The sequence below is a fragment of the Nitratireductor lacus genome, from assembly GCF_056431025.1.
The window spans coordinates 86,682-100,482 of the sequence record NZ_JBWKMB010000016.1 but is presented as its reverse complement, the minus strand read 5'-3'; the positions used below and the strand labels follow the sequence as shown (position 1 = coordinate 100,482).

Here is a 13,801-nt window from a genome sequence, read left to right as displayed (position 1 = left end):
GTTCAATCCTTTCTGGCATTCCCGTCATCCGAACACGAGGCGTGGCAGGAAGGTGGAAATGTCCGGCACATAGGTGATGATCGCCAGCACGATGAGGTTCGCGATGATGAAGGGCCACAGGCCCGAAATGATCGTCAGAACCGGCTTGGAGAGCGTCGAGGACGCCACGAAGATGTCGAGCCCGAAGGGCGGCGTGATCATGCCGATTGAGATGTTCAGCGTAACGATCATGCCGAAATGGACAGGATCGATGCCGAGCGCCAGAGCCACCGGATAAAGCGGCGGCACGAGGATCAGGAGCGCCGAATTCGGATCGATGAACATGCCCGCAATCAGGAAGCTGATGTTCACGATCAACAGGAACATGACCGGCCCGGCGTGGATCGCTTCAAGAAACGCGGTGATCGCCGAAGGCACCTGCGCCAGCGTGATGAAGTAGGAAAGCAGCCCGCCCATCGCCAGAAGGATGAAGATGATCGCGGTGGAGATGGCCGCACGCTCCGTGACGGCGAAAAGCTTGCGCCAGGTGAGCTCGCGGAAGATCACACCTTCCACGAAAATGGCGTAGACGACGCTGACGGCCGCCGCCTCGGTGGGTGTGAAATAGCCGCTGTAAATGCCGCCCAGAATGATGATCGGCATGCCCAGCGCCCAGCCGGCCTCCCGGATTGCGACAAGACGCTCGCGCCAGCTTGTCCGCGGGCCGCGTTCGACGCCGGAGCGGCGCGCTTCAAGCGCCGCCATGATGGCGAAGGCGAGGCCAAGCACCAGCCCGACGGCAAGACCTCCGACAAACAGCTTGGCAACCGAGGTGCCTGTCATCCAGCCATAGATGATGAAGGTGATGGACGGCGGAATGAGCAGCGCCGTCTCGGCGCTGGAAACGATGAGGCCGAGCGAGAATTTGTCGCTGAAACCGGCCTTGCGCATTTCCGGATAGACCATGCGCGCCATGGCCGCGACGGTGGCCGGTGCGGAGCCGGAGACCGAGCCGAACGCCATGGAGCCGCCAATGGTGGTGTAGCCCATGCCGCCGCGCAGATGACCGACCAGCACCTTGACGAGCCCGGTGAGGCGGCGGGCGATCTGCCCCTCGCCCATCAGTTCGGCCGCAAGGATGAAGAAGGGAATGGCCAGAAGCGTCGTGTGGTTGATGCCGCCGAGAACCTTCTGAATGACCACCGGATCAGGCAGGTTGCCGTAGAAGAATTCCTTGATCATGAGCGCCGGCACGCCCAGCACGAGAAACATCTCGAAACCGAGGACCAGCAGCAGAACCGCGACAATGATGACGAGTGCGAAAAGGATCATTATTCCTCCGACGCCTGTCCGGCGAAGCGATCGATGCGGCCGAAGAAGCTGAGCGCGAAGCGCAGCGCCATAAGCGCAAAACCGATGGTGGGCGCGAGATAGATCCAGAAGACCGGGATGTTCAGCGTCGGGCTCTTCTGACCCATGCCGTATACGAAGGCGGTCATCTGGTAGCCGAGCCAGACAAGATAAATGCAGAACACAAAGCCGACCGCATCGATGATCTTTCTCAGCGGCAGCCCTGTCGCCCGCGCAATGCGGTCGCGCCAGGTATGAACGCCGGCATGACGCCCCTTCTCAAGGGCAAGACCGACCGTGAGGAACACGAGGAAGAGGCTCATCAGCCGCACGGCTTCCTCTACCCAGGCGAACTCGGAGGCAAACGTGCCACCGACCTGACGCGCCAGAACATTGGCGAAATAGAGCGCGACCATGACCAGGAAGATGGAGACCGCTGCTATGCGCTCGGCTGTTCTGATGATGGCAAGTGCTTTCAACGTCTCAATCCTTGGAAAAAGGGAACCGCTGCCGGGCCCGCGAGGGAGCCCGGCATATGAAAGTCAATGCTTTGGTTCAGGTAAGAGGCGGCGCTTACTTTGCGCCTGCCGCCTCATATTCCTTTTCGTAGATGGCGATCAGCTTCTCGCCCTCTTCGCCGGCGCGCTCAATGTAAGCGGCGCGCGCGGCCGGGTACATCTTGTCACGGAACGCGGCCTTTTCATCGTCGCTCATCTCGCGGATGTCGATGCCGGATGCCTTGATCTCCTCAAGTGCTGCAGCGACAGCCTCGGCCTTGTGGGTGATCAATTCGGGAATGACTTCGTTGAAGGCATCGACAATGGTCTTCTGATGCTCTTCGGGAAGGCTCGCCCACCAGGCCGGATTGAAGAGGATCACGTCCTCCATCGCTCCGTGGTCGGACAGGACAAGGTGCTTCTGCACTTCGTAGAATTTCATGCGCTGGATGGTGTCGAGCGGGTTTTCCTCGCCATCGACCACGCCGGTCTGCAGCGCCGTATAGAGCTCGCCAAAGGGAAGCGCGATGGCCGAAGCGCCAAGCGAGTTGAACTGCTCGATCAGAATGTTGGAATCCATCACGCGGAATTTCTGGCCGGCAAAGTCCTCAAGGCTTGCGAGCGGCTTGGAAGAGGTGAAGTTCTTCTTGCCGTTCGGCCACAGGCCGATGCAGGTCACACCCCGCGAATTGAAGCTTTCGCAGAGCGCCTCACCGAATGCGCCGCCGCGGATTTTCTGCGCGGTCTCGTCATTGTCGGGAAGCAGGAACGGAATGTCCATGATCGAAACGGCGGGGTTGAAACCTCCGAGGAAGGCTGCCGGCGCGACGGTTGCCTCGAGCGTGCCAAGCTGAACGCCCTCGGTCATCTCGCGCTGCTGGCCGAGCTGGCCCTGCGGGAAGAGCTGGAACTCAACTGCACCGTCGGTGCGCTCATTGACCAGCTTGGCCACTTTTTCAAGATGAACGTGACGCGACTGCTGCGCCGATTCCAGATGACCGATCTTGGCCACGAAATCCGCCGCCCAGACGCCTGTCGCGAATGCCGCGCCAGCCACGCCCATAACAGTCGTTGCAGCCAGTTTGCGAATGAGATGTTTCATTGTTCCGCCTCCATTGCTTTTTTGAAAACGCAGACTACGAGCCCCGAAATAGCCTGTCAACGAAATTCTCAAAATTGAGACGGGTTGCACTTTTGTCCAATTTATGAGCTTTCAACGCTTATTTGAGCATCTTCGTTGACAACCCGATACAGGGCACCCGATAACGGAAGGAACTGGAACTTGCGAGAAAAAAGCGTGTCACAGGGCGACTTGATCAGATTCAGCGACATCGGTGCCCGGCTGCGCGCGTATCGTCTCGGCAAGGGCCTTGCTCCCGACGAACTGGCAGAGAAGCTCGGCATCTCGCGCGCCGCTCTCTACCGCGCCGAGAAAGGCGAAATCCGCAAGATCGAGATGCTCACGAGCATCGCCGACGAGCTGGGCGTTTCGCTGCCCAGCCTGATGGGCGTGGGCGTGGAATATGTGTCGAGCGCCATCGCCTTCTTTGAGCGCATGCGCCAGCTTGAAGATGACTGCCAGCAGGTGATCGGCCTGTTCAGTCCCGTCTCCTATCTACTGACCTCGGATGCCTATGACGACGCGCTGCAGGAAGTGCTGCGGGAATCCGTGCCGCCCGAGATCGATCCCGAGGGGCTTTCGGGCGAAGTGGTGGATGCGCTGATCGACATTCTGCGGGCACGAAAGAAGGCGTTTCGCCTGCGCCGCCCGCTGATCGTGAGCCTCATCGCCTCGTCCGATCTGGAAGGGTTTCTGCTTCACGGCCTCATCGGACGGCACGACCTGCCGCCTGACGTGGTGAACAAGCGCCGCCTGCAGGCGCGCCGCGAGGCCGAATACATTCTTTCCATGCTGCGCGAGCAGCCTATCGGCATCCAGATCGGCATTGTGCGCGAACCGGTCCCGGCGACAAGTTTCCAGATATTCCGCCAGCAGGATAGATCGGTGCTGGCAATCAGCCCCTTCCGGCTCGGCGAACAGCCGAACATTCGTGTCGGCGTGGCGCTCATCACCTCCGCTCCCGAAGCGATGAAACTGCATGAAGACATCGCCGAGGGCCTCTGGGGCGACGCGCTCAAGGGCGATGAAGCGGCGAGCTATCTCGAAACCATGATCGAGAAATACGCGATCCCCGCCGAAGCCTGAAGCTTCTCATCCGCTTCCACGCCTCCAGTCACCGCACTGTCGTGCAGCCGCAACAAATCTGTCAGTTGCCCGACACGGAGAAATGATACCCGCTGCTCATCGGCCATCCGGCCCATGAAACAAGACCCAACACAAAAGCGGGACAGTCATGCTGAAATTCATCGTCATGAGCGACATTCACCTTTCACCCGAGGGTGTCGCCACAAACGGCCTGGACACGACCAGGCGCCTTCAGGCGGCTATCGACAGCGCCAACACCAACCATGGCGACGCGGATTTCTGCATCTTCGCCGGCGATCTTGCCGATCGCGGTGAAGTTCCCGCCTATGAGATTCTCGACCGGTTGATCGATCAGCTCAAAATGCCGGTCGTGCCCACCCTCGGCAATCACGATCACCGAGACCGGTTCAAGCAGGTGTTCGGCACCCTGCACGACGATGAAAACGGCCATATCCAGAAGGCCATCGATGCAAAGGGTTATCGCGTCATCGTCATCGATTCCTCCGAGCCGGAGATTGTCAGCGGCGTTCTGTGCGAAACGCGGCTGTCATGGCTCGCTGCACGCCTCGAAGAGGCGAAGGACCAGCCCGTCATCATCGTCATGCACCACCATGCAAACGATCTCCACATGCCCGTGGACCAGATCAAGCTGCAGGAATCCGACAGGTTCCGCGATGTTCTGAAGACGCACCCCGACATTCGTCAGGTGATTGCCGGACATGTGCACCGGCAGACGACGGGCCTGTGGCACGGCATCCCGCTGACCACGATTTCGGGCAACCACTACGACGTCAACGCGCACCTGCCAGGCATGCCCGGCCAGCCGCTGCGGCTCGATGGCCCCGCTCAGTACGCCGTGGTTCTGGCGGACGAGCACAGCACGCTCGTGCATTTCCATGACTACATTCACCGTCACGCGGAAATGGCCGACGGCCTGTTCGGCAAACGGCGCAACCATGCGGAAGGCAGTGCCGAACGCGAGAAAGTAGTCGGCTAATAATATAGCCGGGCACTGTCAAATAAGTTTCATTTCGCGGTCACCCGACTGTCAAGGCGCACCGATAGCCAAGGCGCGACCGGTATTGGTGCCGGCGACCGCTTCTTCCACCCAAGGAAACCAAGATGCAAAAGACATTCATCGCAAGCGCGTTCGCGCTGTTGGCACTGTCCACATCGGCCATGGCCGAGAAGGTGAAATTCGAATACTGGTATGGCCTGACAGGCCAGTTAGGCGACCAGGTTCAGGCCACCTGTGACCGTTTCAACGCCTCCCAGGACACATACGAAATTTCCTGCGTCAGCCAGGGCGATTATGCCACGGCTCTGCAGAACACCATCGCCGCCTTCCGCGCCAAGAAGCACCCCACCATCGTGCAGGGTGTTGAGGTCTCGGCACCTGACCTGATGCTCTCCGGCCAGGTTTACCCGGCTTACAAGCTGATGGAAGACCATGGCATCGACATCAACTGGGATTCCTATTTCCCGGGCATCGCCAACTATTATGCGGATTCGCAGGGCCGTCTGTGGTCCATGCCGTTCAATTCCTCGACGGCGATGATGTACTGGAACGTCGACGCCTACAAATCAATCGGCCGCGACGAGGCGCCGAAGACCTGGGAAGAGTATGAGCAGGTCCTGCGCGAGCTCAAGGAAGCCGGCAGCGCATGCCCCGCTGGCTATGCGCCATCCTCATGGGTCGACCTGGAGCAGTTCTCCATGGTTCATGGTGAGCCGATCGCCACGAAGAACAATGGCTATGACGGCCTCGACGCCGAAGTGGTGTTCAACACCACGCTTCATGCAAAGCACATGAAGAACATCAAGCGCTGGATCGACGAGGGCCTTCTGGTCATCAAGACCCGTGAAACCGGCCTCTCCGAGCGCGATGCCTTTGCAGCGGGCGAGTGCGCGCACTACTTCGGTTCCATCGCAAGCCACCAGGCCGTCACCGAGCAGGTCGGCGAAGGGTTCCTCTGGGACGTGGCCATGCTGCCGGTCTATGAAGGCACGGAGCGCAAGAACTCGGTCGTGGGCGGTGCATCGCTGTGGACGCTTTCCGGCAAGACCGATGAACAGTATCGCGGCGCTGCCGAATATTTCAAATTCCTCGCCAAGCCCGAATCCGCCGAATTCTGGAGCACGGTGACAGGCTATATTCCGGTGACTGACGAAGGCTTCGACTATCTCGTCAAGAAAGGCTTCTACGACGAGCGCCCCTACAAGGGCCGCGAGAAGGCCATTGAATCCCTCACTTACACGCCGGTCACGCCACTGACCCGCGGCATCCGTCTTGGAAACTTCGTGCAGATCCGCGCCGAGTGGACCTCGCAGATGCAGGCAGTCCTGAGCGGCCAGAAGACCCCGCAGGAGGCGCTGGACGACGCTGTCAGCCGCTCCAACACGATCCTGCGCAAATTCGAGCGCACCTACGCAGGCAAGACGCTTCCCTGAAGCAGGCCAAACACGCTGCGCCACGGCTCACCGAGCCGTGGCGCAACCATTTCAGCCTGTCTCCGCAACCCCCGGAACGTCCATGCAAAAGCGCGCTTATTTCAAGGCCAACTGGCTGGCCTATCTCTTCATTGCCCCCCAGTTGCTGATCATCTTCGTGTTCTTCTACTGGCCGGCATCGCAGGCCATGTATTGGGCCTTCACCCTTGAGCAGCCCTTCGGCGGCGGCAATCAATGGGTCGGGCTCGACAATTTCAAGGCCGTGTTCTCCGACGAAACCTACTGGGCCTCGATCTGGCGCAGCATCGTCTTTGCCGTGCTTTCGACCGGGCTTGCCATGTCCATCGCGCTGGTGCTGGCGCTCTTCGCCGACAGGCAATTGCGCGGCTATCGCTTCTTCCGCGTCGGCATGATCTGGCCCTATGCCATCGCGGCACCAGCCGCCGCGCTCGCGTTCCGCTTTCTTTTCAATCCGCAGTCCGGTGTCTTTGCCTATCTGAACACGCTGTCGCCCGGCCTGTGGAACCCGGCGCTCTCCGGCGTCGACGCCATGACCGCGATCATCATCACGCAGGCGTGGAAGCAGGTCTCCTATTCCTTCATCTTCTTTCTGGCCGGGCTGCAGTCCATTCCGCGCTCGCTGATCGAGGCCGGCTCCATGGATGGCGCGCGCGTGATGCGCCGCATGCTCGACCTGCAACTGCCGCTGCTCGCGCCGACCATCTTCTTCCTGCTGGTCATCAACATGACGGATTCCTTCACGGACTCCTTCGGCATCGTCGACATTCTCACCGAGGGCGGTCCGGCCCGCGCCACCGAGCTCATGGTCTACAAGATCTATGTGGATGGCTTTCAGGGGCTCGATTATTCCGGTGCCGCCGCGCAATCGCTGGTTCTCATGGGGCTCGTCATCCTCATGACGTTCTTCCAGTTCCGCTTCATCGAACGCCGCGTGCACTACACGTGAGGAGCCAGCCATGATCGAACGCACCCCACTCCTCAACATTCTCACGCATGTGATCCTCGTCGCCGGCGCCCTGCTTCTGATCGTGCCGATCTGGCTCGCATTCGTTGCCGCCACGCTGACGGTGGCCGAGGTCAACTCGCCCAACGTGCACTACCTGCCGGGCGGTGAATTGTGGAACAACCTCACCGCCGCATGGACCCGCGCAGAATTCGGCGTGAAGTTCATGAACTCCATGATCGTCGCCATCGCCGTCGTGATCGGCAAGGTGATCATCTCGGCCATCAGCGCCTTCTCCATCGTGTTCTTCAACTACCGCCTGCGCATGGTGTTTTTCTGGGTGATCTTCATCACCCTGATGTTGCCGCTGGAAGTGCGCATCGTGCCCACCTACTCAGTGGCCGCCAACGCGCTCTACCCGTTCCAGACCATTCTCGATGCAACGGGCATAAGCTGGCTCATCGCGCAGATCTCTGGCGTCGAGCTCTCGCTCGAATGGAACATGCTGAATTCCTATACCGGCCTGATCCTGCCGCTGGTGGCGACGGCGACCGGCACATTTCTCTATCGCCAGTTCTTCCTCACCATTCCCGACGAACTGGTGGAAGCGGCCAAGATGGACGGCTCCGGCCCGTTCCGCTTCTTCATCGAAGTGCTTCTGCCGCTGTCGCGCACCAACATCGCGGCCCTTGCCACCATCATGTTCGTCTATGCGTGGAACCAGTATCTGTGGCCGCTTCTGATCATCACCGACCGGGCCAACTACTCCACCGTGGTGATGGAGCTGCGCCGTCTCATCCCCGGCCCTGACGCCATTGCCGACTGGAACGTCGCCATGGCCGGCACACTCATCGTCATGCTGCCGCCGCTGCTCGTCGTTGTCCTGATGCAACGCTGGTTCGTGCGCGGCCTCATCAGCACCGAAAAATAACGTTAGGAAAGGCTGTCGTCATGGCCGATATCAACATTCGCAAAGTCGAGAAATTCTACGGCAAGAACCAGGTCGTCCACGGTGTCGACCTCGATATTCACGATGGCGAGTTCATCGTCATTCTCGGCCCTTCGGGCTGCGGCAAGTCCACGCTTCTGCGCATGATTGCCGGACTTGAAGAAATCAGCGCTGGCGAGATCGCCATCGAAAACACGGTGGTCAACAGGCTGGAACCCCGCGAGCGCGGCTGCGCCATGGTGTTCCAGAACTACGCGCTCTACCCGCACATGACCGTGGCACAGAACATCGGCTATGCCCTGAAGGTTGCCGGTATGCGCAAGACGGAGCGGATGCAGAAGGTGGAAGCCACGGCAAAAAGCCTCGGTCTCGACCAGCTTCTCGACCGCAAGCCGGCGCAGCTGTCGGGCGGCCAGCGCCAGCGCGTTGCCATGGGCCGCGCCATCGTGCGCGAGCCGAAAGTGTTCCTGTTCGACGAGCCGCTTTCCAACCTCGACGCCAAGCTGCGCGTGCAGATGCGTCTTGAAATCCGCCGCCTGCACCGCGCGCTGAAGGCCACCTCGGTTTTCGTGACGCATGATCAGGTGGAAGCCATGTCGCTCGCAGACCGTCTTGTGGTGATGAACGGGGGCCGGATCGAGCAGGTCGGCACGCCCGAAGAGGTCTACCACGCGCCTGCCAGCGTCTATGTCGGCGGCTTCATCGGCTCGCCGGCCATGAATTTCCTGCCCTGCGGCGTGTCCGAAGACGGAACCTTCGCGGTGATCGACAACACAAAATTCCGCCTTCCCATAGACCCCAACATCGGCAGGAGCATCGCCGGCCAGTCGGTCATCGTGGGCCTGCGCCCCGAGGATCTGAAGATCGTGCCGGAAGCCAACGACCCGCACCTTCTGACCGTCGCCTTCGATTTCTCCGAAGAACAGGGCAGCGGCCGGCTCATGCATGGCCGTCTCGCCGGGCGCGATTTCGTGCTCCATTCCGCCGGGCGCAGTCACCCGAAGCCGGGCACACCCTGCTCGCTTTCGATTGCGCCTGAAAGCGTGCATCTCTTCGACCCCTCGACCGAAAAGCGCATCGTGGCGGCAGCCGGCCGTGCCGACAAATCCGCCGCAGTCAGCCAACCCCATTTTGCCGGAGCCATTCAATGAAGCTCGTCAGCTACAACATCCAGTATTCCAAAGGGAAGGACGAGCAGTTCAACCTCGACCGCATCGTCTCGGAACTTGAGGGTGCGGACCTGATCGCGCTGCAGGAAGTGGAAACCCACTTCCCGCGCACCGGCCTCGTCCATCAGGCGCAGGAGATCGGCGCACGCCTGCCCGATTATCACTGGGTCTATGGTCCCGGCATCGACATCGACGCCTCGATCGTCGCCGATGACGGCACGGTCACGCATCGCCGGCGGCAGGTCGGCAACATGGTGCTTTCGCGCTGGCCGATCCTCTCCTCCATGAACCATCTTCTGCCCAAGATGGCGCTGACGAACCAGTATCACCAGCAGCGCGCAATGATTGAAACGGTGATCGTGACGGACGCCGGCCCGCTGCGCTTCTGCTCGGTCCATTTCGATCATATCGGCCCGCAGACGCGGCTGCCGCAGGTGCATCATGCGATGGACCTGCTCCTCAACGCCTCCCATCGTGGTTCGGCATGGGGCGGAAAGATCGCGGGCGACTGGTATGAAATCCCGCCGCCGCCCGTGCCCGAAAGCACCATCGTGATGGGCGATTTCAATTTCACGCCCGACAGCGAGGAATATGCGTTGCTGATCGGCGACCGCTCGGAGAAGCATGGTCGCCTCGTGCAGGATGGCGGGTTTACCGATGCATGGGTGGCCGCCGGTAATGATGAGGATGAAGGCGTTAGCTTCATCGGCACGGGCGTGCGAATCGACCATTGCGTCGTGAGCTCGAACATGGCCGAGAGCGTCAAGCGTGCATGGATCGACATGGATGCGCAGGGCTCCGACCACCAGCCGCTATGGGTCGAGATCGACCAATAAAGCGTATTTAGCGGGTGCCGGCCTCAGGCCGGCATCCGCGGCACGCTCGCAAGCAGCTTCTGCGTATAGGGGTGCGCGGGGTTTGCAAGAATGTCGGCGGTCCTGCCGCTTTCGACGACCCGCCCGTTCTCAAGAATGACGATCTCCTCGCAAAGCGCCGCGACAACGGCCAAATCGTGCGAAACGAGCAGGATCGTCATCTCTTCCGAAAGCGCCTTGAGAAGATCGACGATGCGCGCCCGCGTCGAGAGATCCAGCGCGCTCACCGCCTCATCGGCAAGGATGAGTTGCGGCCGCGCGACGATGGCGCGCGCGATGGCGATGCGCTGGCGCTGACCGCCGGAAAACTCATGCGGATAGCGGTCGATGGCGTCTGCCGGCAGGCCGACATCGTGGAGCGCTTTCTCAATCGCCTCCTGATGAGAGCCCGGGATACGCAGCGCCCGCAATGGCTCGGCGATGATCGATTGCACCTTCTGGCGCGGATCGAGCGAGGAATAGGGGTCCTGGAAAACCGCCTGAACCGCCTTGCGGTACCCGCGCATGAAGGCGCGGTCACGCGGGTTGAGCTCGGCCTCGCCAAAACGGATATGTCCGCCGGTCGGACGCGCCAGCCCGAGCAGGAGCTTCAGGATCGTGGATTTTCCGGAGCCGGATTCCCCCACCAGCCCCACGTTCACACCAGCACGAAGGCTGAACGAGACATCGTGCAGCACCTGCTGCTTGCGCGAGTAGCCAAAGGACACGTTGTCGAGTGAAATCAGGCTCATCGTGCAGGCCCCAGCGCCTTGTCGAATGCGGTGGCCGCATTGACCAGCGCCTTCGTGTATTCGTGTTTCGGTTCATCGAACACGGTATGGACCTCACCCCGTTCGATGACCGCGCCGCGCCGCAGCACGACGACAGTCTCCGTCACGCGCGCCACCACCGGCAGATCGTGGCTGATGAAAAGCAACGCCATGCCTTCTTCGCGCACCAGACCGGACAGAAGATCGAGGATTTCCACCTGTGTGGTCACGTCGAGCGCCGTGGTGGGTTCGTCCGCGATCAGCAGTTTCGGGCGACAGGCGAGCGCCATGGCAATGGCCACGCGTTGTCTCTGGCCGCCGGAAATCTCGTAAGGATAGGACTTCACGATCCGGTCGATGTCGGGCAGGGAAACACGCTCAAGCAGCGACCGCACCTCGCGCGCGACGGCTGCGCGGTCAACCGCCTCACCCGCGCGGCGATGCCTGCGGAAGACCGGTTCTGCAACCTGCTTCCCAACCTTCATCAAGGGGTTGAGCGCGGTGAGCGGCTCCTGAAACACCGTGGCCGCCGCCGCACCCCGCAGGGCGATCATCGCGCTTTCGGATGCTCCCACCACCTCGTGGCCGTCGAGCCGGATGGAGCCCTCGACCCGGAACCCACGCGGCAGAAGACCAATGGTGGCAAGCGCGGTGAGCGACTTGCCGGAACCGGATTCGCCAATCAGGCCAAGCCGTTCGCCGGGCGCGATGGAGAAGGAGACGTCGGAAACCAGTGTCTGACCGCCAGTGGCAAGCGTCAGGCCGCGAATGTCGAGAAGGCTCATCGCCGGCCCCTCCGGGTCGGGTCGCCCGCGTCGCGCAGACCATCGGCCAGAAGGTTCATGCCGATCACCAGCGTGACCAGCGCGATGCCCGGCGCAATGGCCCCGAAGGGCGCGGTGTAGACAGTGCCCTGCGCCTCCTGCAGCAGGCGCCCCCACGAGGCGTTGGGCGGCGGTGCGCCAAGACCGAGATAGGAAAGCGAAGCCTCCGCGATGACCGCGAGGCCGAACTGCAACGCGAAATTCACCGCCAGCATCGGCCATATGTTGGGCAGGAGATGACGGAAGACGATGCTCGGCCAGGAGGCTCCCGCCGTGCGCGCGGCGGTGATGTAATCCATCGACAGAACACGCTTGGCGAGAATGCGGGTCAGCCGCGCGACAATGGCTGAAATGGCGATGCCCAGCGCCAGCGTGGCCGAAAACAGGCTGGCGCTCTCGGTGGCGGCGACCACCAGCATTGCCAGAAGCAGCGTTGGGAAAGCGATCAGAATGTCGAAGGCGGCTGCCAGAATGTCATCGAGATAACGCGTGGCGAAGGCCGACAGAACGCCAAGCGTGACGCCGATTGTCGCCGCTATGGCCACCGCACCGAATCCGACGATCAGCGCGATGCGCGAGCCGATCATGATCTGCGTGAAGAGATCGCGCCCGAGACGATCCGTGCCGGCCCAATGGGCAAGTGACGGCGCTTCGAGCCGCCCGCCCGCCATGCCCGTGGGGTCGTAGGGCGTCCACATCAGCGTCAGCACCGCGACCGCCACATGAAGTCCGACGAGAACCAGCCCGACAGTAAGCGTGAGCGAACCGCGCCTGTTCGGCACCGTCGCCGTTTCCACCTGCCCGCTCATGACCGCGCTCCGCGGCTTTCACGCAGTCTCGGATCGACCAGCCGCTGGCCGAGATCGGCCAGAAAACCGATAAGAAGAACGAGCAGCGTGGAGATGAAGAGAACGCCCTGAATGTTCGGATAATCGCGCTGCTCGATGGCAAGCAACAGCATGGAGCCAAGCCCCGGCAGGTTGAACACCCGCTCCACCACCACCGCACCAAGCAGCGCCGTGGCAAGCTCGATGCCGAGGATCGACATGACCGGCACCGCGCCATTGCGGATGCCGTGGCGCACCAGCGCTTCGGAAAAGCCTGCGCCAAGCGCCCGCGCCGTGCGCAGATAGTCGCTTCCAAGCACATCCTGTGTCGCCGAGCGCACATAGCGCAGAAGCGAGGCGGACATCACGATGGCGATGGTGAGGATCGGCAGAAACAGCGTGCGCAGCGCCTCGACCGGCGTTTCCCAGCCGCGCGGCGGAAAACCGCCGGAGGGGAAGAGCCGCAGATTGACGGCAAACAGCGTGACCAGAAGAATGCCCACCCAGAAGACGGGGATGGCGATGCCGAGCTGCGAGACGACCGAGATGGCCGCGCCATACCAGCGATCCGCCTTGACCGCCGAGAGGATGCCGAGCGGCACGGCAATCACGAGCGCCAGCAGGAACGACAGCACGGTCAGCGGAAGCGTGACTGCCAGCCGGTCCATGATTTCGGGCAGCACCGGCGTGCGGCTGATGAAGGACGTGCCGAGGTCGAAACGCGCCAGGCTGGTGATGAACTGGACGAATTGCTGGGCAAGCGGCAGATCGGAGCCGACCTGCCGCCGCGCGGCTGCGATCTGCGCCTCGTCGGCGCCCACGGAGATCAGCGAATTCGCCGGATCACCGGGCAGAAGCCTGAGCAGTATGAACAGAACCACACAGGCCGCCAGAAGCGAGAAGAAAAGAATGGCGAGCCGCCGGGCGATATAAACGAGGATCGGAACCTCCCTCAGGACAA

The 13,801-nt window shown here is 61.6% G+C and carries 14 protein-coding genes; 7 read left to right on the top strand and 7 right to left on the bottom strand.

Annotated elements, in window-relative coordinates:
- Positions 1 to 24 precede the first annotated feature (24 nt).
- From AC07E3_RS14935 to AC07E3_RS14925, 3 genes are all read right to left on the bottom strand, one after another.
- Positions 25 to 1,311 carry a TRAP transporter large permease gene (locus AC07E3_RS14935; RefSeq protein ID WP_478362986.1) on the bottom strand — a complete coding sequence of 429 codons (1,287 nt, stop codon included), beginning with the start codon at positions 1,309 to 1,311 and terminating at the stop codon, positions 25 to 27.
- A complete protein-coding gene (locus tag AC07E3_RS14930; protein ID WP_223006423.1) occupies positions 1,311 to 1,808 on the bottom strand; it encodes a TRAP transporter small permease in 498 nt (165 codons plus the stop codon). Before AC07E3_RS14930 ends, AC07E3_RS14935 begins: the two co-directional genes overlap by 1 nt.
- 94 nt (positions 1,809 to 1,902) lie before the next feature.
- Positions 1,903 to 2,928 (bottom strand): TRAP transporter substrate-binding protein, encoded by a 1,026-nt coding sequence (locus AC07E3_RS14925; protein WP_336071187.1) that lies wholly within the window; start codon positions 2,926 to 2,928, stop codon positions 1,903 to 1,905.
- Between the two features lie 210 nt (positions 2,929 to 3,138).
- Between AC07E3_RS14925 and AC07E3_RS14920 the strand changes: the two genes are divergently transcribed.
- From AC07E3_RS14920 to AC07E3_RS14890, 7 genes are all read left to right on the top strand, one after another.
- Positions 3,139 to 4,032 carry a helix-turn-helix domain-containing protein gene (locus AC07E3_RS14920; protein WP_336071188.1) on the top strand — a complete coding sequence of 298 codons (894 nt, stop codon included), beginning with the start codon at positions 3,139 to 3,141 and terminating at the stop codon, positions 4,030 to 4,032.
- Between the two features lie 148 nt (positions 4,033 to 4,180).
- Positions 4,181 to 5,029, top strand: coding sequence for a metallophosphoesterase (locus tag AC07E3_RS14915; RefSeq protein WP_478362982.1), 849 nt, complete (start codon positions 4,181 to 4,183; stop codon positions 5,027 to 5,029).
- A gap of 125 nt (positions 5,030 to 5,154) precedes the next feature.
- The gene (locus AC07E3_RS14910; protein WP_336071190.1) at positions 5,155 to 6,483 is read left to right on the top strand and encodes an extracellular solute-binding protein; all 1,329 of its coding nucleotides are present in this window, start codon (positions 5,155 to 5,157) and stop codon (positions 6,481 to 6,483) included.
- An 82-nt stretch (positions 6,484 to 6,565) separates the two neighbouring features.
- Complete coding sequence (locus AC07E3_RS14905) at positions 6,566 to 7,450, top strand: ABC transporter permease subunit (RefSeq protein WP_223006426.1); 885 nt, start codon at positions 6,566 to 6,568, stop codon at positions 7,448 to 7,450.
- A 10-nt stretch (positions 7,451 to 7,460) separates the two neighbouring features.
- A complete protein-coding gene (locus tag AC07E3_RS14900; protein WP_223006427.1) occupies positions 7,461 to 8,378 on the top strand; it encodes an ABC transporter permease subunit in 918 nt (305 codons plus the stop codon).
- A gap of 20 nt (positions 8,379 to 8,398) precedes the next feature.
- On the top strand, positions 8,399 to 9,547 hold the full coding sequence (gene ugpC / locus AC07E3_RS14895; protein ID WP_478362980.1) for a sn-glycerol-3-phosphate ABC transporter ATP-binding protein UgpC: 1,149 nt from the start codon (positions 8,399 to 8,401) through the stop codon (positions 9,545 to 9,547).
- Positions 9,544 to 10,401 (top strand): endonuclease/exonuclease/phosphatase family protein, encoded by an 858-nt coding sequence (locus AC07E3_RS14890; protein WP_478362978.1) that lies wholly within the window; start codon positions 9,544 to 9,546, stop codon positions 10,399 to 10,401. Before ugpC ends, AC07E3_RS14890 begins: the two co-directional genes overlap by 4 nt.
- A gap of 23 nt (positions 10,402 to 10,424) precedes the next feature.
- Here AC07E3_RS14890 and AC07E3_RS14885 read toward each other — a convergent pair whose 3' ends face one another.
- From AC07E3_RS14885 to AC07E3_RS14870, 4 genes are read right to left on the bottom strand one after another with little or no spacing between them, the layout of a single operon-like run.
- Entirely contained in the window at positions 10,425 to 11,171 is a 747-nt protein-coding gene (locus AC07E3_RS14885; RefSeq protein WP_478362976.1) for an ABC transporter ATP-binding protein, read from the bottom strand.
- Complete coding sequence (locus AC07E3_RS14880; RefSeq protein ID WP_478362974.1) at positions 11,168 to 11,974, bottom strand: ATP-binding cassette domain-containing protein; 807 nt, start codon at positions 11,972 to 11,974, stop codon at positions 11,168 to 11,170. The genes AC07E3_RS14885 and AC07E3_RS14880 overlap by 4 nt, the downstream gene beginning before the upstream one ends.
- Positions 11,971 to 12,822 (bottom strand): ABC transporter permease, encoded by an 852-nt coding sequence (locus AC07E3_RS14875; RefSeq protein ID WP_478362972.1) that lies wholly within the window; start codon positions 12,820 to 12,822, stop codon positions 11,971 to 11,973. The genes AC07E3_RS14880 and AC07E3_RS14875 overlap by 4 nt, the downstream gene beginning before the upstream one ends.
- The gene (locus AC07E3_RS14870; protein ID WP_336071405.1) at positions 12,819 to 13,769 is read right to left on the bottom strand and encodes an ABC transporter permease; all 951 of its coding nucleotides are present in this window, start codon (positions 13,767 to 13,769) and stop codon (positions 12,819 to 12,821) included. Before AC07E3_RS14870 ends, AC07E3_RS14875 begins: the two co-directional genes overlap by 4 nt.
- Between the last annotated feature and the right edge of the window lie 32 nt (positions 13,770 to 13,801).

Excerpts from the sequence above, each read along its gene's own strand:
- AC07E3_RS14890 (WP_478362978.1), top strand. The coding sequence starts at position 9,544 with ATGAAGCTCGTCAGCTACAACATCCAGTATTCCAAAGGGAAGGACGAG.
- AC07E3_RS14905 (WP_223006426.1), top strand. The coding sequence starts at position 6,566 with ATGCAAAAGCGCGCTTATTTCAAGGCCAACTGGCTGGCCTATCTCTTC.
- AC07E3_RS14910 (WP_336071190.1), top strand. The coding sequence starts at position 5,155 with ATGCAAAAGACATTCATCGCAAGCGCGTTCGCGCTGTTGGCACTGTCC.
- AC07E3_RS14875 (WP_478362972.1), bottom strand. The coding sequence starts at position 12,822 with ATGAGCGGGCAGGTGGAAACGGCGACGGTGCCGAACAGGCGCGGTTCG.
- AC07E3_RS14880 (WP_478362974.1), bottom strand. The coding sequence starts at position 11,974 with ATGAGCCTTCTCGACATTCGCGGCCTGACGCTTGCCACTGGCGGTCAG.
- AC07E3_RS14935 (WP_478362986.1), bottom strand. The coding sequence starts at position 1,311 with ATGATCCTTTTCGCACTCGTCATCATTGTCGCGGTTCTGCTGCTGGTC.
- AC07E3_RS14915 (WP_478362982.1), top strand. The coding sequence starts at position 4,181 with ATGCTGAAATTCATCGTCATGAGCGACATTCACCTTTCACCCGAGGGT.
- AC07E3_RS14925 (WP_336071187.1), bottom strand. The coding sequence starts at position 2,928 with ATGAAACATCTCATTCGCAAACTGGCTGCAACGACTGTTATGGGCGTG.
- AC07E3_RS14885 (WP_478362976.1), bottom strand. The coding sequence starts at position 11,171 with ATGAGCCTGATTTCACTCGACAACGTGTCCTTTGGCTACTCGCGCAAG.
- ugpC (WP_478362980.1), top strand. The coding sequence starts at position 8,399 with ATGGCCGATATCAACATTCGCAAAGTCGAGAAATTCTACGGCAAGAAC.
- AC07E3_RS14900 (WP_223006427.1), top strand. The coding sequence starts at position 7,461 with ATGATCGAACGCACCCCACTCCTCAACATTCTCACGCATGTGATCCTC.